This window comes from Phycisphaerales bacterium (assembly GCA_020852515.1).
Taxonomy (GTDB): Bacteria; Planctomycetota; Phycisphaerae; order Phycisphaerales; family UBA5793; genus UBA5793.
The window spans coordinates 1-23,084 of record JADZAS010000012.1 but is presented as its reverse complement, the minus strand read 5'-3'; the positions used below and the strand labels follow the sequence as shown (position 1 = coordinate 23,084).

Annotated in this window: 20 protein-coding genes and 2 rRNA genes; 8 read left to right on the top strand and 14 right to left on the bottom strand. The window is 65.2% G+C overall.

What is annotated here, in order from left to right:
• The first annotated feature begins 17 nt into the window (after nt 1-17).
• Nucleotides 18-1,490, top strand: a complete 1,473-nt coding sequence (locus tag IT430_06110) for an MFS transporter (protein ID MCC6907496.1) — start codon at nt 18-20, stop codon at nt 1,488-1,490.
• Nucleotides 1,491-1,499: 9 nt separating this feature from the next.
• Here IT430_06110 and IT430_06105 read toward each other — a convergent pair whose 3' ends face one another.
• On the bottom strand, nt 1,500-2,186 hold the full coding sequence (locus IT430_06105) for a DUF1080 domain-containing protein (GenBank protein MCC6907495.1): 687 nt from the start codon (nt 2,184-2,186) through the stop codon (nt 1,500-1,502).
• A gap of 155 nt (nt 2,187-2,341) precedes the next feature.
• Between IT430_06105 and IT430_06100 the strand changes: the two genes are divergently transcribed.
• Nucleotides 2,342-3,682 carry a Gfo/Idh/MocA family oxidoreductase gene (locus IT430_06100; GenBank protein ID MCC6907494.1) on the top strand — a complete coding sequence of 447 codons (1,341 nt, stop codon included), beginning with the start codon at nt 2,342-2,344 and terminating at the stop codon, nt 3,680-3,682.
• Nucleotides 3,683-3,708: 26 nt separating this feature from the next.
• On the opposite strand, the gene IT430_06095 is transcribed toward IT430_06100, so the two are convergent.
• The 3 genes from IT430_06095 to hpnH form a co-directional block, all read right to left on the bottom strand.
• A complete protein-coding gene (locus IT430_06095) occupies nt 3,709-4,740 on the bottom strand; it encodes a Gfo/Idh/MocA family oxidoreductase (protein ID MCC6907493.1) in 1,032 nt (343 codons plus the stop codon).
• 37 nt (nt 4,741-4,777) lie between these two features.
• Complete coding sequence (locus IT430_06090) at nt 4,778-5,593, bottom strand: sugar phosphate isomerase/epimerase (protein ID MCC6907492.1); 816 nt, start codon at nt 5,591-5,593, stop codon at nt 4,778-4,780.
• 174 nt (nt 5,594-5,767) lie between these two features.
• Nucleotides 5,768-6,961 carry an adenosyl-hopene transferase HpnH gene (gene hpnH / locus IT430_06085; GenBank protein MCC6907491.1) on the bottom strand — a complete coding sequence of 398 codons (1,194 nt, stop codon included), beginning with the start codon at nt 6,959-6,961 and terminating at the stop codon, nt 5,768-5,770.
• A gap of 211 nt (nt 6,962-7,172) precedes the next feature.
• Here hpnH and IT430_06080 point away from each other — a divergent pair, with 211 nt between their 5' ends.
• Both IT430_06080 and IT430_06075 read left to right on the top strand, forming a co-directional pair.
• Nucleotides 7,173-7,802 (top strand): sigma-70 family RNA polymerase sigma factor, encoded by a 630-nt coding sequence (locus tag IT430_06080; protein MCC6907490.1) that lies wholly within the window; start codon nt 7,173-7,175, stop codon nt 7,800-7,802.
• The gene (locus tag IT430_06075; protein MCC6907489.1) at nt 7,799-8,788 is read left to right on the top strand and encodes a hypothetical protein; all 990 of its coding nucleotides are present in this window, start codon (nt 7,799-7,801) and stop codon (nt 8,786-8,788) included. Before IT430_06080 ends, IT430_06075 begins: the two co-directional genes overlap by 4 nt.
• 11 nt (nt 8,789-8,799) lie before the next feature.
• Here IT430_06075 and IT430_06070 read toward each other — a convergent pair whose 3' ends face one another.
• Complete coding sequence (locus IT430_06070) at nt 8,800-9,258, bottom strand: hypothetical protein (GenBank protein MCC6907488.1); 459 nt, start codon at nt 9,256-9,258, stop codon at nt 8,800-8,802.
• An 84-nt stretch (nt 9,259-9,342) separates the two neighbouring features.
• Between IT430_06070 and IT430_06065 the strand changes: the two genes are divergently transcribed.
• The 3 genes from IT430_06065 (at nt 9,343) to IT430_06055 (ending at nt 12,523) form a co-directional block, all read left to right on the top strand.
• Nucleotides 9,343-10,254: an ABC transporter substrate-binding protein gene (locus IT430_06065; protein ID MCC6907487.1), complete on the top strand. Its 912-nt coding sequence runs from the start codon at nt 9,343-9,345 to the stop codon at nt 10,252-10,254.
• Nucleotides 10,255-10,400: 146 nt separating this feature from the next.
• Nucleotides 10,401-10,895 (top strand): hypothetical protein, encoded by a 495-nt coding sequence (locus IT430_06060; protein ID MCC6907486.1) that lies wholly within the window; start codon nt 10,401-10,403, stop codon nt 10,893-10,895.
• Nucleotides 10,896-11,239: 344 nt separating this feature from the next.
• Complete coding sequence (locus IT430_06055; GenBank protein ID MCC6907485.1) at nt 11,240-12,523, top strand: HEAT repeat domain-containing protein; 1,284 nt, start codon at nt 11,240-11,242, stop codon at nt 12,521-12,523.
• A 66-nt stretch (nt 12,524-12,589) separates the two neighbouring features.
• On the opposite strand, the gene IT430_06050 is transcribed toward IT430_06055, so the two are convergent.
• Nucleotides 12,590-13,423, bottom strand: coding sequence for a pantoate--beta-alanine ligase (locus IT430_06050; GenBank protein ID MCC6907484.1), 834 nt, complete (start codon nt 13,421-13,423; stop codon nt 12,590-12,592).
• A gap of 123 nt (nt 13,424-13,546) precedes the next feature.
• Here IT430_06050 and rimO point away from each other — a divergent pair, with 123 nt between their 5' ends.
• Entirely contained in the window at nt 13,547-15,133 is a 1,587-nt protein-coding gene (rimO, locus tag IT430_06045; GenBank protein MCC6907483.1) for a 30S ribosomal protein S12 methylthiotransferase RimO, read from the top strand.
• 9 nt (nt 15,134-15,142) lie between these two features.
• On the opposite strand, the gene IT430_06040 is transcribed toward rimO, so the two are convergent.
• From IT430_06040 to IT430_06005, 8 genes are all read right to left on the bottom strand, one after another.
• On the bottom strand, nt 15,143-15,583 hold the full coding sequence (locus tag IT430_06040; GenBank protein MCC6907482.1) for a hypothetical protein: 441 nt from the start codon (nt 15,581-15,583) through the stop codon (nt 15,143-15,145).
• Nucleotides 15,580-16,413, bottom strand: a complete 834-nt coding sequence (locus IT430_06035; protein MCC6907481.1) for a hypothetical protein — start codon at nt 16,411-16,413, stop codon at nt 15,580-15,582. Before IT430_06035 ends, IT430_06040 begins: the two co-directional genes overlap by 4 nt.
• 33 nt (nt 16,414-16,446) lie before the next feature.
• Nucleotides 16,447-17,022 (bottom strand): hypothetical protein, encoded by a 576-nt coding sequence (locus IT430_06030; protein ID MCC6907480.1) that lies wholly within the window; start codon nt 17,020-17,022, stop codon nt 16,447-16,449.
• Between the two features lie 128 nt (nt 17,023-17,150).
• Complete coding sequence (locus tag IT430_06025; protein ID MCC6907479.1) at nt 17,151-18,974, bottom strand: right-handed parallel beta-helix repeat-containing protein; 1,824 nt, start codon at nt 18,972-18,974, stop codon at nt 17,151-17,153.
• Between the two features lie 194 nt (nt 18,975-19,168).
• Entirely contained in the window at nt 19,169-21,469 is a 2,301-nt protein-coding gene (locus IT430_06020) for a hypothetical protein (protein ID MCC6907478.1), read from the bottom strand.
• Between the two features lie 191 nt (nt 21,470-21,660).
• On the bottom strand, nt 21,661-22,056 hold the full coding sequence (locus IT430_06015; GenBank protein MCC6907477.1) for a hypothetical protein: 396 nt from the start codon (nt 22,054-22,056) through the stop codon (nt 21,661-21,663).
• 259 nt (nt 22,057-22,315) lie between these two features.
• Nucleotides 22,316-22,422: ribosomal RNA gene (rrf, locus tag IT430_06010) — 5S ribosomal RNA — on the bottom strand.
• 170 nt (nt 22,423-22,592) lie between these two features.
• Nucleotides 22,593-23,084: ribosomal RNA gene (locus IT430_06005) — 23S ribosomal RNA — on the bottom strand; the annotation flags it as partial.

Below are 23,084 nucleotides of genomic sequence, written 5' to 3'. Positions count from 1 at the left end.
ATCGAGGGACCGGCCGCATGAACGACGCGCTCACGACGACCCCGAAGTTCCGGCTGTCGCTGATGATGTTCCTGCAGTACGCGGTGTGGGGCGCGTGGATTCCCATTGTGCCGCGCTACCTCGGCGCCGCGCCGGCGGATGGCGGGCTCGGGTTCACTGGCGCGGAGATCGGCACGATCCTCGGCATCGCGGGCGCCGCCGGCGCGGTCGTCGGACCGTTCGTCGCGGGCCAGGTGGCGGACCGCTGGTTCTCGGCGGAACGATTCCTGTGCGTGATGTTCATCCTCGGCGGCATCGTGAAGTACATCACGGCATCGGCGACCACGGTTGACCAGTGGCTCTGGCTCTCCATTCTCTATTCCGTGCTCTACATGCCGACGATTGCGATCTCAAACTCACTCGCGTTTGCTCACCTCAAGGATCCGGATCGCCAGTTCCCGCCGATCCGGTTGTGGGGAACGATCGGCTGGATCGTCGTAAGCTGGGCGTTCCCGATGATCTGGCTCCAGACAAATCTGCACTTCCAGTCAATGCCGCCGTTCATCGTCGGCGACGAGTACCAGGACGTGGTGCACCGTCTGGCCGACTCGCTGCGTTTCGCGGGCATTCTCAGTGTTGGCTACGGCGTCTTCTGTCTCTTTCTGCCGCACACGCCGCCGAAGAAGTCCGTCGAGTCGATTGCCGTCGTCGATTCGTTCGCCCTGCTGCGCCACCGCGGCCTGCTCGTGTTGACCATCGTCGCGCTGCCGATCTCGGTCGTGTACACGGTCTATATCATCCAGACGGCTCAGTTCCTGCCGACGCTCGAAGGTATCCGCGATTCGGACATCCTGCCGGTGATGTCGATCGGCCAGTTCAGCGAGATATTCGTGCTCGGCGCCCTGGGACTGATCCTCAAACGGCTGGGATTTCGCGCGGTGCTCACGATCGGTTGCCTGGCGTTCGCGCTGCGCTTTACCATCTTTGCGCTGGGCGCGCCAACGTCGCTGGTGGTCGCGAGCCAGGCGCTGCACGGCGTGTGCTTCGCCTGCTTCTACGCCGCAGCGTTCATTTACGTTGATCGCGTCGCCCCCGCGCACATCCGCCACTCGGCGCAGACGGTCTTTGGCATTATCCTGCTTGGCATCGGCCCCGCGCTGGCTGGACAGGTCATCGGCTTTGAGATGAGATACGCACGTCAGGAGACGACCGTTGCCGACTGCCTGCTGACGGCCAATCTCGTGCCCGTCAATGGCGTCGCCGACGGCGGCACGCAGCCGCTGGGGCTGGCGTACGACGGGGCCGAAGCCGACATGGACGCCTACGCCGACGAGCATCCGCAGGATAAGTCGCGCGCGTGGCGCGGCTTGAGCCCTGCCGCTGCGGTTGTGGCGCTCAACTATCGGCGATTCTGGATGATCAATGCCGCCATCTCGTTCGCGTCGATGCTCGTTCTGGCGATCTTCTTCAGGCTCGACCCGCCGTCTGAGGATGCACTGGCAGCGCCGTAACGCGCTGCGCTACGGCTCCGAGCCGATCCGCCGCACGTAGATGTTGCGGAACATCACGGTGTTGCCGTGCGCCTGCAGTTCGATCGGGCCGGCGGCGTACATGGGCTTGTCGCGCTCCCAGTAGTTCTCCATCACAGTGTCATCCACGACGAGCGCATCGTTGAGATACACCGTCACGCGATCGCCGACCATCAGGATTCGCAGCGTGTTCCACTCGCCGCTCGGGCGGTCGGCGATGAGCAGCGGTTTGCTAGCGTGCTTCTCGTTGTTGTAGAGGCCGCCCGAGCCGATGTCGGGCCGGTCCCAGATCTGCACCTGCGGGCAGCCGCGCAGGTAGATGCCGCTGTCGCCGCCGGGCCTGATGCGCCAGTCAACCAATAACTCAAAGTCGGCGAAGTCTTCGGCGGTGCAGAGGTTGGCGCCCTTGCCGTCGGTCACGATGCGGCCGTCTTCGACGAACCAATGCTCCTCGAGCGTCTCGAACGCAGCATGCAGCGCGCCGGCGTACTGCGAGGAATCCATCTTCGCGACCTCGGGCGGGCTGCCGACGTAGGGCCGCCAGCCCTTGAGCGTGCGGCCGTCGAAGAGCGATTCAAAGCCCTCCGGAGCGCCCGCCCTGCTGCTGGCGCAGCCGCCAATCACGAGAACCGCCAGCCCCAACAGGGCCGCCACCCAGCCACCGCTCCGACTCGTCATGGCAAATCCTCCTGCCCACGCGCCGGCCTGACGGTATCGAAGGTCCGGGCACAGGTCGAGGCCGCGTTCCTGTTGCCTGCGAGCCTCAGGTCGGGTACCTTGATTGCAAGCCGGCGGCGGATCTGACCTGCCGCCGCCAAAGCAAGGAGATTCAGATGACGCCATCCGCACCCAGCCAGAGTCCCGCCACGCAGCCCGCCAGCGGTTCGATGACGCGAAGGGAGTTCGTTCGCGCTTCGGCCGGCGCCGCTTTTTCCGCACCCTTTGCGCTGGGGCCGCTGTCCGTGGCGGCGTCGGCGTTTGCCGCCGGATCAGATCAACTCAAGGTCGGACTGGTGGGTTGCGGCGGCCGCGGCACGGGCGCGGCGATCAACGCGCTCGACGCCGATTCGGGCGTGGTCGTCAGCGCGCTGGCGGACGCCTTCACCGACAAACTCGAATCCAGCCTGACGAATCTGCGCGAACATGTCGGCGATCGCATCACCGTCGATGACGACCACAAGTTCGTCGGCTTCGACGCGTACAAGAGGCTGCTGGCCAGCGACGTGGATGTGGTCATTCTCGCCACGCCGATCGTATTCCGGCCCGAGCATCTGCGCGCCAGCGTAACGGCCGGCAAGCACATCTTCTGCGAAAAGTCGATGTCGGTCGATGGGCCGGGCGTGCGCTCCGTCCTCGAAAGCGCCGAAATGGCCCGGCAGCGCGGCTTGTCGCTCGTGGCGGGCTTCTGCTGGCGCTACGCCGACCCCGAGCAGGCGACGTACCGCGAGATTCACGAAGGCCGTCTCGGCGCCGTGCGCGCCGTGCACACGCGCTACAACACCGCCGGCTGGATCGATCCACCCAAGCGCAAGCCGGAATGGTCGGACGTGGAATACCAGTTGCGCTGCTGGCACTACTTCAAGGAGTTCAGCGGCGATCACATCGTCGAGCAGGCGTGCCACTCGATCGACAAGATCGCCTGGGCTCTCAACGGCGAGATGCCCACGCAGTGCATCGCCACCGGCAGCCGCGTCGTGCGCACCCTGGGCAACGTCTTTGACAACTTCAACGTGATCTACGAGTACGCCAGCGGCGCGCGGGGCTTCCACGTCTGCCGGCAGATTCCCAACACCCCCTACGACAACAACGACTACATCATGGGTGAGAAGGGATACTGCTTCATGAACTCGTGGGGTCGCGCAGCCGGCGATCACCACATCGGCGGCGAGAATCCATGGCACTACCCCGAAGACGGCCGCCGCCGCAACATGTACCAGACCGAGCACGAAGTCCTCTTCGACTCCATCCGCAATAACAAGAAGCACAACGACGGCACGTGGATGGCGCACTCCACGCTCATGTCCGTCATGGCGCGCATGGCCGCCTACACCGGGCAGGTCGTCACGTGGGATCAGGCGCTCAACTCGACCGAGGATCTGGCGCTCAAGGAGTGGGCCTGGACGCAGCGCACACCGCTGCCCGTCGCCGTGCCGGGTGAGACGCCGCTGGTCTGAGAGCAGATGCCATTGCGCCGCGCCGGTCAGCGCAGTTCGACGCGACGCTCGGTGCGCAGGCTCTCGCGCTCGGCTTCGAGCAGCCGGGCCGCCGCCACGGCATCGTCGATGGTGGCGTTGAGTTCGCGCCGACCGGTGGCGATGGCGTCGAGCAGGTGGCGGATCTCCGCGTCGTAACCGGTGATCGCGTCGAGTTCGACGGCCTGGCGCTGCCCGTTGCGGGCAATGAGCAGTTGCGGGTTGCGGCCGAGATCGAAGTCCGCCGTGGCGTGCTCGAAGAGCACGACATAGCGCATGCGGAATTCAAAGCCGTGCGTGTGGTCCCAACCGCCCTCGGCCACGACGTGGCTGGGCCCATCCGCGCCGTAGCGATAGATCGTGGTTACGTGATCGAGCGTGCCCGCTGACACGACGGCCTGCGGATCGCCGAACACCCAACGCACGAAATCGGCGTCGTGGATGTGCAGATCGACCAGGGCGCCCCCGGTGCGCGAGTCGTCGGTGTAGAACGCCGACGCCCAGCCCGGCGGCGAGGCGAGCCGATGAAAAGTGGCGCTGCGCACGCTGCCGAACGCGCCGTCGACGATGCGCTCGCGCAGCCACGCCCACGCCGGCCAGAAGCGGATGCACAGGCCGGGCATGCAAAGCCGTTCCGAACGCAGCGCCGCATCCGCCACGCGCTGCACTTGGGCCGAGGCAATGGCCACCGGCTTTTCGACCAGAACGTGCTTGCCCGCCTCCAGCGCCGCGATCGCCAGGTCGGCGTGCGTGTCGGTGTGCGTGCAGATGCTCACAAGATCGACCGCGGGGTCGGCGAGCAGTTCCGCCGCCGATGCGTATGCACTGACGCTGGCCGCATCGAACGCCACTCCCCCGCCGGTGGCGATATTCCCCGCCGCTTCGATCCGCCCGGCCCGCCGCTCGGCGCTACTGTCGCACACCGCCACGAGACGGTTGGCGTGGCCCGCCTTGTCGGCAGCGCGGTAGCATCGCAGGTGCGTCTGGCCCATGAAGCCCAGTCCGATCACGCCGACGCCGATGGGCCTGTTCGATGACATGAGTGATCATTGGCCGGACGGCGCAGCAAGGCTTGGGTCAGCGGCCCAACTTCTCGACCAGTTCCCTCGCCGCGCTCATGTCGGCGATGCGCTCCTCGCCCGCTTCGCGCTCGATCATGAGATCGCACTTGATTCCGCACGCTCGCATGGCGGCGAAGAACGCCGGCCAGTCCACTTCGCCTGTGCCGGCGCGCACCTCGCGGCCCCACGTGCCCGGCGTCGCCGTTGCCAAGGCGTCTTTGATGTGAATCTGCGCGATGCGCAGCGCCAGTCGGCGCAGCGACTCCACGGGATCGCCCATGCCGTAGAGGATCATGTTTGCCGGATCGAAGTTAACGCCGACCTGCGGCCGGTCGAGATCGTCAAGAGCGGTCAGGAGTGTGCCCGCCGTCTCCTGGCCGGTCTCGAATGCGATGCGCACGCCCGCGTCGTCGAACACATCCGCCAGTTCGCGCAGCCGCTGCAGCATCACCGGCCGCTGCGGATCGCGCTGCTCATGCGGAATGAACCCGGCGTGAAAGGTCACGAGCCGCAGGCCCAGTTCGGCGGCGATGCCCGCGTCCTGCTCTGCGGCGCGGCGGTTGGCGGGCCACGTCGCATCCGGCGCGACGCCGCCCGTGCGTCGGATCGAATCCAGTGTGGAGTAGTCCTCGCCCTCCATCGCCATCATGCCCGAGGCGATGGCGATGCGGGCGGCGCTGAGCGCCTCACGCGTCTCGACGAGCGACCAGCTGCCGAGGCGAATGGGATCGAGCGCCAGTTGCACGCACGACACACCCACAGCGCGCACCTTGCGCACCAGATCCTGCGGCGAAGCAGGTTTGAGAGACCAGGAGCAGAGGCCGATGCGCACGAATCGATTCCATCCCTCACCGTCGAAGTGACGCCCGAGTCCAGCCACTTCAACTGAGTCGCCGGTCATTCAATCCGTAGAACGCTGCTGGTCTCGCCACGGCGCATCCTTGTCTTCTTGGTGGCACAGGTTCCAGCAAATCAGGGTACTTTTCGTCAGTTGCGGCGCCGTCGTCTACGCCACCACGCGCTGCGTGCCCTTGCGGCCAACGCGGACCGTGGAACCGGGCGGCTCGTCGCCTGCGTCACGGCCGGCAGGCTTCACTTCGGCCAGGCCCAGTTGCACCAGCGGGCCGTGCGGGCGGGCCTTCTCGGCTTCAAGCGACGCAAGCGCGGCCCGGTCGCGATAGGTCCCCGCCAGCATCGCGCGGATCGTCGCGAGCATGCCACCGATTCCCGAGAAGGTGTGGTTCACGGCCGTGGGCTCGTAGCCACAGTGCACCATGCAGTTCTGGCACTTGTCGTTGCCCGACGCGCGGCCGTAATGGTCCCACTGCGTCTCCTGCATCAGCTCGGCAAAGGTGTCGGCGTAGCCGTCCTGCAGCAGATAGCACGGCTTCTGCCAGCCGAAGAGGTTGTACGTCGGATTGCCCCACGGCGTGCACTCATAATCCCGCCGTCCCATGAGGAACTCGAGAAACAGCGGGCTCTGGTTGAACCGCCACCGGCGCTTCCCCCCGTCGCGGTTGCTCAGGATCATGTTGAACAGGTGGTGCGTGCGCTGCCGCTTGAGGAAGTTCTTCTGATCCGGGGCCTTCTCGTAGGCGTAGCCGGGCGAGACCATCATGCCCTCGACGCCCAGCTCCATCATCTCGTCAAAGAACGCGCGAACGGAGTTGGGATCGGCGCCCTCGAAGAGCGTCGTGTTCGTCGTGACGCGGAAACCGCGCTGCACCGCCAGGCGGATCGCTTCGGCGGCATCCTGGTACACGCCCTCGCGGCACACGGCAAAGTCGTGGTGCTCTTCCTGTCCATCCATGTGCACCGAGAAAGTCAGGTATTTGCTCGGGGTAAAGAGATCGATCTTTTCCTTGAGCAGGACCGCGTTGGTGCACAGGTAGATGTACTTGCGGCGGCTGACGAGTTCGCGCACAAGCACGTCGATCTCCGGGTGCATGAGCGGCTCGCCGCCGGGAATGGACACCATCGGCGCGCCGCACTCCTCGACCGCCCGGAGACAGTCTTCGACGCTGAGGTGCTGCTTGAGGATGTGAGCCGGGTACTGGATCTTCCCGCAGCCGGCGCAAGCCAAGTTGCACCGGAAGAGCGGCTCAAGCATGAGCACCAGCGGGTAGCGCCGCCGGCCGCGCAGCCGCTGGGCGAGCACGTAGGTCGCCACGGTCCACATCTGGCTGACTGGAACACCCATCCATCTCTCCCGCAGAGGCGAGCGGCTCAGTGGCGTGCGGCCCGGCCGCGCTATCCGGTGATCCTAGGACCGGGATTGTCCCTTGCAAGATCGCCTCACCATCCGATGGGGCTTGTTCGCGTATACTGGAACCCGTGCCCTCCTCCCGCGGTCAGGCATGGCGGCGTACGGTTTTGTCTCATCTCCTGCGCCCAATCACCAGCGAGAAGCCGTGGACCAGCGTAGCGACGAACAACTTGTGCAAGCCTACCGGATGGGCGAGCGCGAGGCCATGGAGGCCCTGGTCCGCCGCTATCAGCCTGAATTGCTGGGTTTTCTGTCGCGGCAGCTGGGCAACCGGGCCGCCGCGGAAGACGTTTTTCAGGAGACTTTTCTCCAGGTTCACCAGTCGGCGGATGACTTTGACGTCAGCCGGCGCTTTCGCCCGTGGCTTTTCACAATTGCCGCGAACAAGGGACGAGACTGGTACCGTAAGAACAGCAGACGATTGGCGATGGTGGACCTTTCCGCCCCGGTGCGGCCGGGCGGCACGTCCGAAAACGCGACGGGCACGGGAGCGAACATCATCGATTTTTTGGCTGATTCGGGCGAGCCCATCGACGCCCACCTCGACGAAACGGAGTTGCGCGAACTCGTCCGAAAGACAATTGATTCGATGCCCGAACATCTTCGGGAGATACTGCTGCTGGCCTACTTCCAGAGGCTCAGTTACAACGACATCGCAGAGTCTCTCGAGATACCGCTGGGTACGGTCAAGTCGCGTCTGCACGCCGCAGTCGCGAAGTTCGCAGACCAGTGGCGACGGGTAAACGGCAAGGCGGAGGCGGATTTCAACCAATGACCGAGCAATCGACCAGCCAGAATCCCGAGGCGTACGACGTGTGTCTGTGCGAAGCCGACTGCGTCCTTCTCGACGCTCTGATGGAATGCAACTTTGATCCCGGTCAGTTTGAAGGGCCGGACCGGGCCCGCGCCGAGCGACTGCTCGAGATCCTCGGACTGGTGCATCAGTATCCAGACGAACCGATCGATGAACACCGCCTGGTCGCAGCGACGATGCTGCGCATCGACCAGTACGAACGCAGCAGGCGCGTGCCGGCGCTGGCGATCGAAGGAGGAGATCACAGCCCCGGGCTGTGGTTTCTCGGCTCGTTCAACTGGCGCACCTCCCTGGCCGCCGCCGCCGCGATCCTGATTCTGGTCAGCGTGACCGTTCCCATGCTCGCCAACATGCGCCGCAGCGCCATCCAGCAGGCGTGCTTCGGCGGGCTGGGCCAGATCGCGTCCGCTCTGTCCAGCTACGCCAGCACGTCCGACGGCTCGCTGCCCATCCGGATGGCCAGCGCGCCCAACGGCAACTGGCTCGAGAGCCGGGCGAACTCATCCAACCTGTTCCACCTGGCCAAGGCCGGGTTCATCGACTTCGACGGTCTCGCTTGCCCCGGCAACCCCTTCGCCGAATCCGAAGTGGTGCTGCGTGAACTCGACAACTGGCCCTCAGCCCGGGCGACGAGTTTCAGTTTCCAGAATATGCTCGCCGGCGCCAGGCCGCGCTGGAACACCGCCCCCACGATGGTGATCCTCGCGGATAAGAGCCCGCTTGTCGAGGCGGCGCGAGACGGCCGGCAGATCAGTGTCGATGCCCTGTCGCCCAGCCATCGTCGCGGGCAGAACGCCCTGCTCTCAGACGGCAGCGCCATGTGGCTCGATTCGGCACAGTTCGGCAACGACAACATCTGGGTGCCCGATCCGTGCCGGTCGAAGCGCACGCTCTTCATCGGCACTGAGATGCCCGGCGGCGAATACGACTCGATGCTCATCCACTGAGTGCGGCCGGTTCAAACCGCCGGCGCCGCAGCCGCCACCGACTCCAGAAAGTCGTCCAGTTCGACGTCGATGAGCCGATCGACGGCCTCGATGCCCGCATCGCGGTGCGCCGACCATGCACACAAACGCGCCGGCTCGCATCGGAGGTCCGACTGAATGGCCACTCGCCCATGCCTCGAATAGACGACCGGCAGGCGCTCCACCAGCGCGGCGCTGAGCGCATTGATGCGCGCATGGCCCAGGCTGATGACCGCGCGGCGCTGCATTGTCTCGTCGCTGAGGTACAGCGCATCGGAAATCACCGTCGGCCGGCAGATCGGCTCGTCGCAGTAGGCGTGCTGCCAGCGGTGGATCGCATCGACCAGCCGCATGGCCAGCGGCCGGTCGTACACCTCGGCGTCAAGATGGATGCCCACGACGATCGGCAGCAGTTCGATCTCTGAGTCACGCCAGGGCTCAATCATCGGCACGTCGAGGCTCCCGCGGCTGCTGGCCGCCCTACGATCGAAAAGTCACCCGGCCGCATCGACCGGTGTTTCAACATCGACCGCCTCATGACTTTCTCCCCAAAAACCAGCGATGCCCGGCCCGTGCTGCGCCTCGGACACTCGCCCGACCCCGACGATGCGTTCATGTGGTTTCCGATCACGGGCATCGCGGGCGCTGAGCCGGCGCTCGACACCGGCCGCTTCCGTTTTGAAGCCGTGCAGCAGGACATCGAGACGCTCAACCGGCGCAGCGATGGCGGCGAACTGGAGATCACCGCTATCTCCGTCGCGCAGTACCCGCACGTGGCCGATCGCTACGTCTTCACCTCCTGCGGCTCGTCAATGGGTGACGGCTACGGCCCGCGCCTGGTCGCTCGCGAGCCGACGCCGCTGGACCAGATCCGCTCCGGCAAGGCGACGCTGGCCATCCCCGGCCGCCGCACCAGCGCCTGGCTTGCGACCGGCCTGATGCTCGGCGACACGTCGAAAGTCCGCAGCACCGAAGTCCCCTTCGACCGGATCATCGACGAGGTAGCCGACGGCCGCTTCGATGCCGGGCTGGTCATCCACGAGGGCCAGCTCACCTTTCAGGATCGCGGCCTGGTCCTGCTGGCCGACCTGGGCGCCTGGTGGACCGGCCGGACGGGCCTGCCGTTGCCGCTGGGCGGCAACGTGATCCGCCGCGATCTCGAGGACCGCTTCGGCCCGGGAACGCTCCGGGAGGTGACCGCTCTTCTGTTGAGATCGCTCAACTTCGCTCTCGAGCACCGCGAGGAGGCGATCGACTACGCCCTGACCTACGCCCGCGGCATGGACCGCGCCCTCGCCGATCGCTTCGTAGCCATGTACGTGAACAAGCACACGCTGGATTTCGGCCCAGTGGGCCGGGAGGCGGTATCCCGATTCCTTGCCGAGGCCGCTGCGGTGGGGCTGGTCCCCGCGACGGGCGGCGTCGAGTTCATCGAACCCGCACAATGATGGGCAAAATCCCGGATTCCGCTTCCGTTTGGCCGTTGGATGTGGTATGTTAATGCGGAGAAGCAGCGTCGCTGGGGATTCGGTTCGTGGCTCCGATCCCCAGCGACCGCTCTCCATTTCTGCCGGACCCCTTCGAAAGTCCCTCGATGATGAGCCAAGCCCCCACGCCTCTGGAGACTGAGCACGGCTATGCGCCGCCGTCAGCCCGCCAGTTCAGCGTCTTTCTCGACAACCGCGTCGGCAAGCTCTACGAACTGCTCGAAGTGTTCGAAGAGCATCCGCAGGTGCAGGTGTGCGCGCTGAGCGTCCTCGACGCCTCGGACCACGCCGTCATCCGCATCATCCCCAACAACTCGCGCCTGGCGCGCGGCCTGTTGCGCGAGCGAGGCCTCGCGTTTGCCGAGATGGATCTGCTGCTCGTCGAGGTCGCATCGGCGCACTCGCTCACGCGGATGTGCCTGTACCTGCTCGGCGCTGAACTGAGCATCCACTTCGCGTATCCGCTCATGCTGACTTCGGGCGGCTGCCCGGTCATCGCCCTGGCCGTCGATGACCAAGTGCTCGCGGGTCAGATTCTCCGCGCCAAGAACTTCAAGATGCTCGGCGAAGCGGATCTGCCCGGGCCGTGCAAGGGGCCGTGAGCGGCGCGGTGCCGCGCGCTGCAGTATGGCGCCGCGCTTCCTGGGACTGAACCCGTCGAAGGCGCATCGCTTGGGCAGGTATTGCTTCGGCGCCTGCCCGGTAGAATTCGCACATGCCGGATCTGGCATACCAATCGCTTGCGGTGCTCACCGGCCTGGCCGGGATGGCGCTGCTCTACTGGGCGCTCTTTCGCGATCGCTCGCGCGGCCGGCGCCGCTGCCCGAAGTGCTGGTACGACCTGCGCGGCAGCGAATCGCTGACCTGCCCCGAGTGTGGCTACACCGCCAAGCGCGAGCGGCAGTTTTTCAAGACGAGGCGAAGATGGCGGTGGATCGCTGTATTCGTGGTATTGGCGGTCGCTGCACGCGTGTTGTGGCTGGTTCCCAAGGCGCAGCGCAACGGCTGGCTCGCCGCAGCGCCGACGATGATCGTGATCGGCGTAATGCCGCGCTATGGCCGCGGTGCACTTAACGAATTGTACAATCGGCGGATCTGGAAATGGCAGCGCCGAATCGCGGCGTGGCAGGCTTCAAGGATGCTTGGACAGGACCAGGGCCGGGCAACTCGTATCGAGATGCTGGACTTCATACTTGAACTCGACGAGAACGCAGCGGTCGGTGAAACGCTGCTTGACTGGATGGGCGATGCCGATCCCGCTCTGCGGGGCCACGCCGCCTGGTATTCGATGGGCTGCAATCTCGCACCGGTCTCGGAACAGGAGATCAGGAGTCGCCTTATCGAACTCACGAACGACTCATCGGCAGGCGTGCGGTCAGGGGCCGCAAGAGGACTCTCGCGATTCGCGGCGGGTGATCGCGAGATTCTCGACCTGATGCTGGCGGGACTGCACGATGCTGATGGTGGAGTTCGTGCTGAGTGCGCATGGGGCGTCGGCCGTTTCGGCAAGCCCGTGCCGGCTGCGCTTGTTCGTCTCATGGAACTCATCGTGGGCGGCGATCCCGCAGCAGGAGCAGCCGCTGAGACGCTCGGTTCGATCGGTGATCAGAGCGTACTTCCTGCCCTGTTCAGCGGACTCCAGAGCGGTGACTGGTGGCTCAGGAATCGGAGTGCCGCATCGTTGATCACACTTGCGCCCGAGTCTGAGGCCGCCGCCGCCTCGCTGATCGAACTGACATCGCATTCGGTTCCCGAAGTGCGAGGAACGGCGATCGCCGTGCTCGCCGCAGTACTACCGACGAGCCTGAGTCAGGTGAACTGGCGCGAACTCATCGGCGATGCTGCGACCGCTATGGCGACACTGCAAGTGCTGGAGCTTCGCCCTCCAGTGGGAGCCGTCGTGCCGATATTGGTGACCATTGCGAAGCACTGTCCGGCTGAGCTGACAGTGCAGCACGAGTCGGATAATGCCTACTTTGTCTCTATTCAGATGATGCGACGTTATCCGGAGCATGCTGATGAGTTTGTGCCCGTGCTGGTGCCTCTGCTCGATCGCGACCAGCCATACATCCGTCAGACTTCCATTGAGACACTCACGACATTCGGACGCGCTGCTCAACCCGCGCTGCCCACTCTGAAGAGAATGCTGCGTGACTGTCGCAATCCCCACGAACAAGCACTCCTGAAAGCCGCCATCGGTGCGATCGAAGGCGCCCCGATGGACCCTTGAAGCGCCGACTGCAGGATGCCGACGGACAATCACGTCAGCTTCGCGGACGCGTACCAGCTCCCGCCTTCACACCGCCATATTGTCAATCAACCGCACCGGTCCCACGCGCCCGGCGACCAGCGCGCGGGCCGGGAGCGCCAGGCTCTCGATCGGCATGAGCGTGTGCGCATCGCGCACCACGGCGTAGTCGATCTCGACCTGGTTGGCCAGCAGAATCGAGCGCATCGCGCTCTCTGCCTCGGCGACGCTCGATGCGCCCCGCGCTGCCTTGAGCGCCTTGCTCAGCGCCAGCGCCCGCTTGCGCTGCGGCGGCGCGAGATACACATTGCGGCTGCTCATCGCCAGGCCATCTTCCTCGCGCACCGTCGGCTCCGAGAGAATCTCCACCGTGAGCGCCATGTCGCGCGCCATCGCGCGGATAGTGAGCAGCTGCTGGTAGTCCTTTTCGCCGAACACCGCAGCGCGCGGCTTGACCATTTCAAACAGCCGATGCACGACCCGGCACACGCCGATGAAGAACTGCGGCCGGCTCTTTTCCTCCAGCCCCGGCCGGCGGGCCACCTCGGGAATCACCACGCGCGGATCGATCGGCGCCTCGACCCCCTGCGGGTACACCTCCCCCACCTCGGGCGCGAACACCACATCGGCCCCGCAACTCTCGGCCTTGCTGCAGTCGGCCTCGAAGGTGCGCGGATAGCGGGCGAAGTCTTCGCCGGGGGCGAACTGCGCCGGATTCACGAAGATCGTCACGGCCACGGGCAGTGGAGCCGCATGGGCGTCGGCCTCCTCGCGGGCCCGGCGGATGAGCGAGAGGTGCCCTTCGTGGAGCGCGCCCATCGTGGGCACGCAGACCCCGCCATGAAACTCCTCGAGATCGGCCGCGGTCCAGACAATCTGCATGAGAAATCGTAGCGAGGCAAGCCCGTTTAGCCGCGACCCGAAGGCTCCCGGAGGGGAGCGCGACCGCAGGCAGCGACTTTCAATCCCGGACGCGTCGATCGGCGCCAACCTACAATCCGCCTCATGTCCACGGCCCCTTCCAGCATCCGCAAGATCGCCTTCGTCAGCCTCGGCTGCCCGAAAAACCTGGTCGATTCCGAGAAGATGCTCGGACTGCTGGCGATGGACGGCCTGGAGCCCACCAGCGACCACGACGCCGCCGACGCCATCGTCGTCAACACCTGCGGCTTCCTCGAAGCATCCAAGGATGAGTCGCTCGAGGTCATCCGCGAGGCGGCCCAGCGCAAGAAGGCGGGACAACTGCAGCGGCTCGTCGTCGCCGGCTGTCTCGTGCAGCGGCACCGGGCCAAGATGCTCGAATGGTGTCCGGACATTGATGCGCTCATCGGCGTCTTTGATCGCGACCACATTGTCGAGGCGGTGCGCGGCAACGGGGCGGTGCGTCAAAGTCTACCTGATGAGGCCGAGCGCCCCAACTACTGGATTGCCGGCAACGCGCTCATCGCCGCCCAGCAGCGCGGCATGGCCGTCGCCGGACTGACCGTCAACGGCGCGGACGGCAAGGGCGTGGGCTACTTCGAAAGCGATGCGGCCCGGCTGCGATTGACCCCGCGCCACTATGCCTACCTGCGCGTCTCCGAAGGCTGCAACCAGCGTTGTGCTTTCTGCACCATCCCCAGCATTCGTGGCAAGATGCGCTCCAAACCGATCGAGGCGATTCTCAGCGAAGCGGGCGAACTCTTCGCCGACGGCGCCTTCGAACTCAATCTCATCGGCCAGGACACGACGAGTTTCGGTCATGACATCGGCTACGCACCCGGCCTGCCGGGCATGCTCACGCAACTCGATCGGGCCGCGCGCGACCACGGCAGCGCCTGGCTGCGGCTCATGTACGCCTATCCATCGTGTTTCACCGACGAGATGATCGACACCATCGCCGATCTGCCCAACGTGGTCAAGTACATCGACATGCCCCTGCAGCACATCAGCGATCGCGTTCTCACCGCAATGCGCCGCCACACCAGCCGCGCGCTGATCGAAGAACTGCTTGGCAAGCTGCGCGACCGCGTCCCAGGCATGGCCATCCGCACCACGATGATCACCGGCTATCCCGGCGAAACTGAAGAGGATCACCAGGAACTGCTCGAGTTCATCGAGAGTTTCGGCTTTGAAGCCCTCGGCGCGTTTCAGTATTCTCCCGAGCCCGGCACACCGGCTGAGATGGCCGAGCGCGACGCATCGCTGGCCGTGCCCCCCGAAGTCAAGCAGCGGCGCTACGACGAGATCATGCAGGTGCAGCAGCGCGTCGCATTCGAGCAGGCAGGCTATCTTGCGTCGTTTTACCAGCGGTACGCGGAGCAGAACCCGGCCAGGGCCCGCAACAACGGCGTGCAGTTCGACGTGCTCATCGATCAGCCGACGACGACCACCGGCCTGGCGACGACGGGCGTGAGCGAAGCCGGCCATCTCGCCGTGGGACGCTGTTATTTCCAGGCGCCGCAGATCGACGCCGTTACGTTTGTACAGAGCCGCCAGCCGCTGACGCCGGGTGAACTCGTGCGCTGCATGATCGTCGAACACGACGGCTATGACCTCATCGCGCGACCGACGGCCGAACTCGAGTCGCGCGTGAGCCTGCCGATCATCTGAAATCGCGATTCATTCCGCGGCATCAAGGTCCACGAACCGCGGCAGTGGTGCAAGATCCGGCTCAAGAAACTTCGTCTTCGCCTCCGGCTCGATGCGCCGCTGCGGCGTGTAGAACAGACGCAACACGTGCTTGCTGTGCAGTTGAGGATGCATGTCATAGAACGCGTCCGCATCCTGCGCGGGGTGCGTGCCAGCATAAGCCCGGCGCACCGCTTCGATGAGATGAAGCAGCGCGTGCGTCGTCGTTTCGTTGTAGCCCATGAGCGTGCCGTCGGGGACTTTGTTGGCCGCGTTGTACGCCCTGATGCCGGCGCGCAGGCGAGCCAGCGCTTCGTCGAATCCGAAGCGCGAAAGATAGAGGTACGCCACCTTCACGTGGGCACGATGCGTCCACTGATCGAACGGCAGCATCTGCGATTCGAACTCCGCGATGAGCCGGTCGTCGTTCAACGGCCCGGCTCCGATTCCGGATGTGCATCGGGCGCCTCCGCGGGCTCAGGTTGATCGGGCGCCGCCGGCTTCTCAAGCAGAAACTCGAATGCCGCTTTCATGCGCGGATAGATCGCGCCGCGCCAGCCGTGCCCTCCTGAGAAGGTCTCGAACTTCACGACTGCTCCGGCCGCGGTCAGCGCATCGCGCGCCTGTCCGGCCAGCCGGAAAGGACAGCGGTTGTCCTGTGGCGAGTGCTCGATCGCAATCCGCCTGCCCGCTGCGTTCTCAAGCGGCGGCATGGCGTCAGGATGAAAGACCGACATCGAGATGTAGAACCCGTCGAAAGGCGTCTGTTCCTGGCACGCCATCGCGTACACCACCGGCCCGCTCGACGACCAGCCCATCAGCAACAGGCGATCCTCATCCACCTGCCGCTGGGCGCGGACGTCATCGAGCACAGCCTGAATGAACTCTTCGGTCGTAAACTGCTGCGCCGCATCCGGCGCGAGTTTCGTCGGCCAGACGATGGGCGGATTCTCGCGCCACACCGGAGCGACAAGTTGCACGACCAGGAAGCCCTCGGGGGTTGCGAACTTTGCGATCCGCCGCACGAACGGATTGAAGTCGGCGCTGCCGGTGCTGCCGGGCAGCACGAACAGGACGCCATAGCCGGCCGGCGGCGGCGGCGCTTCGGGCGCGGCGTTGATGAGAAAGTACGTCTTGTTGGCGTCGTCGCCGACGGTGCGCTGTTCGGAGCCGACAGATTCAATGTCGCTCTGCGCGCCGCTACGGGCGGCGCAGATCGCGATCGCCATCACGGCCGCGAAACACAGCATGTGTCGTTTCATGGTCGATCGTAGGCCGCGCCGGGTCCGCGTTGATCACGCTGCAGCGCGCGGCGGCTTGACGATCGCAGCCATGAAGACGCCGGCGATCGCCCACCCCGCCACCTGGTCGATCAACTGGCCCGAAGCGAACTCGATCGGAAAGCGATACCAGATGACTTCGGAGGCGCCGTAGGAGAGCCAGGTGAACAGGCCCAGGCCGGCGACGAGCGCCACGCGCCAGACGTACGGCCCGCGAATGGAAAGCAGCACGAGCGCCGCGACGAGCGCCGCCGCCGTGCTGGTCGCGGTCTCAGCGATCATCTGCGTGGTCATGTCGCCGTCGTAACCCTCTTTCGTCACAACCATGAACGCCGTCGGGCCTGGCTTCATCCGCGCCAGCGCTTCATCCCATTGCTGGTCCTTGTCGGTGATGGATCGATCTATGCCCGGCACGAGGTAGAGGCCCGTTTCGGGAATGCCTTCCGACAGACTGGCGAGAATGGCCTCTTCCTGCGGAAGTTTGTCCATGTGCACCCCGTAATCGCCCAGGCCCAGAAGCATGTGCGAAACGGCGCCCCAGCAGAACACCACGATCCCGCCGACGACTGCTGCGAACAGAACGCGGACCATTGGCACGACTCATTTCTGCCCGGACGGGACGGGTGAAGCCGGCGGCCGAGCAGCGCCGGCGCGGAAACCGCCGATCAACTCGGCACGATCTCCGCGCCGGCAACACATTTCGTGCTCGCGATCCGCGCTCAGAACAGGCGCAGAATGCGATTGCTCACGCGACAGGTCGATGGATCGACCGCCTGAAAGTAGATATAGCGACCAGCCGCGGCCTCAGGCACGTTTCGCGTGATGGACGCCTCGCCCTGCCCGTTGGCCGGTGCGCTGCCCACGATCACCGGCTGGCGGATCGCGACGGTCAGACCAGGACAGTGCGGCACGCTGGCGCTGCCGCTCTCGAATCCATAGACGAAGTAGACGCGCCGGCCCGGTTGCACGCCGCCCGCGCGCCAGGTGTTCGACGCGTTCGCCCAGCCCGGCGTCGGCTGAACGAGAACGAAACCGGTCGTGCGCCCCTGAAACTCGTAGCAGCCCAGGTCCGCCACGTTCGCCCCGCCCACGCCGCGCGCCGGCATGCCCAGGTCGTTGACGAAGCGAGGCGCTCCATCCAGATCAACCTGCACGCCCGGCGTGAACAGCGCATTGTCAGCGGCGTCGATGCACGGCGAGCCGGGCATGAGTCGGAAATCATCATCGGCCGTGCCGCCCCGGTTGTCAGCACCATCGGCGTCCACGAACTTCGGGTTGTCATCAATGCTACCGGGGTAACTTCTCGGGTTGGGCGGATCCTCGTTGGGGATTGTCTCGAAGACTCCCTCGATACAGGAATAGGAGAACGACACGGCGCCGCCGGCGTTGTGCACCTGCTGTTTGAAGCGCGTCTCGCCGATGCCCGTGTTGCCCCACAGGATGGAGTTGTGAAACTCGATGACGCCATTGGTGGAGTTGGACACCGCCCCGCCGTCTTCCGCGTCATTGAAACTGAACGTCGATCCGACGACCAGCGTCGGCGCGGCAACGAAGTTGATGATCGCCCCGCCGACGAGCGCGCGGTTGCCGGTGAATCGGCAGTTTTCGATCCGGGCCGGGCGGCCGATCCAGAGCGCGCCTCCCGTGTCGGCGCGATTGGCGACGAAGTCGCAGCCGATCATGAGAAGTCCCGTGCCTAGGCTGCACAGCGCGCCGCCGTTGGAATAGAGCGGGTAGTTGGGGTCGGCGATGTTGTTGACGAACGTGCAGCCGTCGAAGGTGGACGGCGCGTCGAATTCGACAAAGACTGCTGCGCCGTCCGCCACGGCTGCGCCGCCGCCGTGCACCTGGTTGTTCGCAAAGAGGCAATCCGAGAAAGTCGGCGTCGAACCGGTGGCGATGTACGCTCCGGCGCCGCGCGAGAGCCATACGTAGTTGCCGGTGAATTCGCACTGCTCAAAGAGCGGCGCGCCACCGTTCACGAGGCAGCCGGCCGCCGGTGAAAAATCGGCGATGCAGCCGGTAATCTCGCACTGACGGATGATCGGCGATGCGTTGAGGATGAGGATTCCCGCGCCGGACGCCTGCGTGCAGCGCGCCGCCTTGATGGTGAAGCCGTCGAGCACGGCCGTGGAGTTGGCGCCACTGGCCGTCACGAGGTGGTCGGAGTTCTCGCTCATGTTCACCCAGCCGGGCTGGTCGTCTCCGTTGAGATCGCCGCTGAGGACGGTGATGTGGGCGGCGGGATCGCGCTGCTCGCGCTGCGTCTCGTTGCCGACGAACCCGCCGTAGATGCCGAGGCTGCTGCGCAGGGCGAAGGTCTCCGCGGCGCTGCCGCCCGGCGGTGCGGGCGTGTAAAGCCCTTCGGCGACCCAGACTTCGCTCCCCCAGCCGGCCTGCAGAGCCGTCTGCAGCGAGGTGTAGGCGTTTGTCCAGTCCGCGCCGGTGTTGCCGCCGGCGGCATCGCGATCAACGTAGACGACCTGCGCGCGGCCCGAAGCCGCGCAGCAACTCAGACCAATCGCTGCGAGCAGCGCGCTCACGAACCGATTTTTTCGTTCCACTGTCCGAACTCCCCAGTCCCGCGAATCGGCTTGGAAGGCTGGCCGAGACTGCTCGGCGCGACATCAACCTCCGCCGCGCGGCGGCTTGAAAAGGATACGCACATCCGGTTTGAGAAGCCAAGGATTCATGGCCCCCGAGCGGCTTTTCCGGGCTCTGGCAACCACCAGGTTGTTCAATCCCGGATGGTGCGCTGGAGAACACCGCTCGCATCGTGCATCTGCACCGCTTGGAGCCACACGCGCGGGTTGCCGTTGACGACCGGAACGCGGACGACAAAGGTCGCTTCACCCTGGGCATTGGTGCGCTGTGGAGGGGGGCCGAGCTTTGGATTGCGCACGCCGCAGGTGATTCCGAGTTGAGGAATCTCCGTCTCTCCCAGGCCGGTGAGACTGTAGATGAGGTACGTGGGCGTGTTCGGCCGCGAGTTTGTGATGGTCACGGTCGCATCCTGGCCCTTGTGGAGGTCGCTTGCATCCAGTGCAATTCCCCGCGCCACCGTGATGGTCACCTCATTCGGCTCATACGTCACTTCCGGCCGCTGACCGTTGGGCCGGGAGAATCGCACGGAACTGAATTGCCCCTGAATCTCGTTGGCGGTCAGGACGCTCATCTGATTGCCGATTTCGAAATCGACGTCGCGTGAGATCTGGCAGAGAAGTTCGCCATCGAGAATGGCGCGCCCGACCACGTCGAGCCGGCCGTACTCGCCCTGATAGCGACCGCGGAACTGGGATGTCATCCCGGCGGCGCGGGCCTGCGTGTAATCTCCGACGATCTTGAGCACGTCGAACAGGTCGCCGGGGTCGACGCGGCCGTCGTGATTCGAGACATCCGCGAACAGCGTCCCGTCGCCGATGAGCGTGCCGCCGGCCATGACGTCGATATGGGTATCGGGCAGGTTCGGCGCGCCCGCGACGTTCAGTATTCTGGCGACCAGACCCGGGCCGGCGACGCCAACGCCGCAACCGGCGACGGTGATCTCACCTTCGACGGTGCCGGAGTCGTACAAAATGAGTTCGTTGATGCAGGCCGATGCGCCGTTGATCACCGAGAGAAGTCCCGGGCCGTTCACGCCGAGTTCCGCCGAGCCGGTCGCCGTCAGCGTCGATCCGGGATCGGTGACGACGATACTTCCCTCCGGCACCGCGCCAAGCAGCAGTCGCCGGGCCTGCACCGCCCCGCCGTTGGCGATCGTCATTCCTTCGCCGGAAGACACGCTGCTGTTGATGCGCAGGCCCGTTGTCGAGTTGTCGCTTAGCCTCGAACCAGGATCGGTCACAACGACTGAGGCTGCATCGACACTCGTGCCGCCGAGAGTCACCTCGACCGTTCCTCCACTCTGGATGAGGAGTTGGTTCCCGCCGCCGAGGGGGCCGAGATGCAGAGTACGGCACTCAATGACGCTTCCTGGATCGGCGACTCCCATCAGGCTGCTGGTTCCGCGCACCGTGATTCTGTCGTCCAGCGCAATCGATCCGCCGCTGCTGACGAGAAGCGAGCCCATGCTCGTTGTGCCCCCCACCGTCAGCGTGTCGCCGCTCAGGAGGGTTCCGACGCCGCTAACGTGGGCCGTGCCGAACCCGACGCCGACATCGCCGACGAACAGGTTGCCATCCATCGAAGCGCCCGCACTGAGTGTGAGATGCCCCTCTCCGTCGTAGCCGGTTCGGATGTCTCCGATGTACGTCGTGCCCGCGCCGCTGATGAGGGTCTCTCCGTAGCTGCCTCCATTCTGCCCGATCACCATGGGGAATTCGAGCGAAGTGATGGAGGCGCCATCTAGGATTTCAAGGCGCCCCTGACCGTACAGACCCGCGTACACTCGGCCACGAAGCATGCTGCCCGGGCCGCTGATCACCGCGTGGCCGGCGGAGTCGACCTGGTTGCCGACGACGAGTTCATACTCGCATAGCGCGCCGTCGGTTATGCGCAGCGTCCCGTTGCCGTATTCGCCGACGAAGACTCGATCATTGGACGGACCTCCGCCATACCCCGTCAACGATGTGCCGGAACCGCGGTATTCAAGTTCGCCCATGCTGCCCTGCTGCCAGCCGACTTTGATATCCCCCACCGCTTCCCACAGGCCCCCGGTGATGAGCAGCGCCGCGTCATCGCCTGACTGTTCCCCGACTACGAGCCGATGATCCGTTCCGCCCGACTCGACGCGATTGCGGAAGATGAATCCATTGAGATCGAGTGTGACTTGGCCGTGCCGGACCAGGACGTACTCGTTGTGCGCATCGGCATCGAGTGCGACGGCATAGACGGCAGAGAGATCAAAGATGGAGCGGTCGAACATTCCGGGGATGGTCCCGGTGTCCCAGTTGGCGGGTTCACCAAACACACCGCCAAGCGGGTTGATCCATGTGCAGTCGTCGGCTCGCAGCGAAGCGCTGGATGTCACCGCACTCATGACCGTGAGCAGTGCCAGCCGCGAAGGCCCCGCAGCGGAGCGCTTTGTTCGGTGGTTCATTGTAACGCCCTCTCTGTGATGCCCCGCGATGCTCTGGCGGCACCGTCGGGCGCCTCTGCGCGCTGAACCGGTGAACGACTCCCGGGCTGGGCCGCTCCATTCCGCCGGTAAGCCTAACGCAATTCCCACGCTGCTCGGCTCAGCCGGTCTGGCAGTCGGGCGCCGGCCCTGGCGACGGCTCGGACGGGCCGTTAATCGTGCCGGCCCTGGGCGTGGCGGATGGCGCGATAGATCATCAGCGCGATGCCGCTGAGCAGCAGGCCGCCGATGAGGCCGGCGATCCCGCCGAAGATGGCGCCGGAGACGCGGTCGCGCGGCGAAACCAGCGCCCCGACGCCCACGCCGAGGATGACCGCCACCACGATGGCCAGGAACTGGATGAGGTTGTCCCTGCCGCGCACGTTGACGCCGATGATGGTGTCGCTGACGACGTTGTAGGTCTCCATTCCCGACATGGGCTGCGGCGCGCTCTGCTCGGTGGGCAGCACCGGCGGCGCGTCAGGCGGAAGCACCGCGCCGGAATGGGCGCCAGGCGGACTGGCCTGCGCCGGTGCAGGCTCTCCCGAATCGTCGATCGCTTTGCTCATGCGCTGTCTCCTTCGTTGCTTTCACCACTGTCCCCGGCCCGCCGCTCGCTGGGCGGGCAGCCGCAGGAAGCCCGGTAGGACTCGGGGAGTTCCCACGCCGCGTCGTGCTCGACGCAGGAGTGAATCCTGCGACGACTGGGCATCATACCTCGGAATGGGGAGCGAGGGGCGGGCTCTTCAGAAGCGCCCGGATGGGCGCGCGATGGGCGGGTGGGCGCGCAAAAACAACCCCGCAGCCTTTAGGGCTGCGGGGCTGAAGCGTCGGCAATGACCTACTTTCCCGCTGAGCAGTATCATCGGCGGCCTGGGCTTAACTGCTGTGTTCGGGATGGGAACAGGTGTTGCCCCAGACCTTTGGTCACCGACAAAGCACCGGTCGGGCGTTTCCGCCCGACCGGACGTGTGACAAGGCATGAGTTGAGAACGCGTTGATCGCGAATTGAAATCCAAAGTTGCCTGAGCACTTGGGTGGGCTGGATGTCGAATGAGTCGATCGGCCCTGCACGGGGCAGGGGACGATACGGACCGTGGTCGACATGACCAGGCCTTCGACCGTTAGTACCGCTCAGCTGAAGGTATTTCGACCCTTACACTTGCGGCCTATCAACCCGGTGGTCTTCCGGGGGTCTCTCGCTTACGCCAGCAATATTCATCTCGAGGGGGGCTTCCTGCTTAGATGCTTTCAGCGGTTATCCCTGCGCCACTTAGCTACTCTGCGATGGCACGAGCGTGCCAACAGACGCACCAGGGGTGGCTCCTTCCAGGTCCTCTCGTACTGAAGAAGACTCCTCTCAATATTGCAACGCCCACGGCAGATAGGGACCGACCTGGCTCACGCCGGTCTGAACCCAGCTCGCGTACCACTTTAATTGGCGAACAGCCAAACCCTTGGGACCGCCTTCAGCCCCAGGATGTGATGAGCCGACATCGAGGTGCCAAACCGCATCGCCGCTATGGACGCTCGGATGCGATCAGCCTGTTATCCCCAGCGTACCTTTTATCCGTTGAGCTATGGCCCTTCCACACGG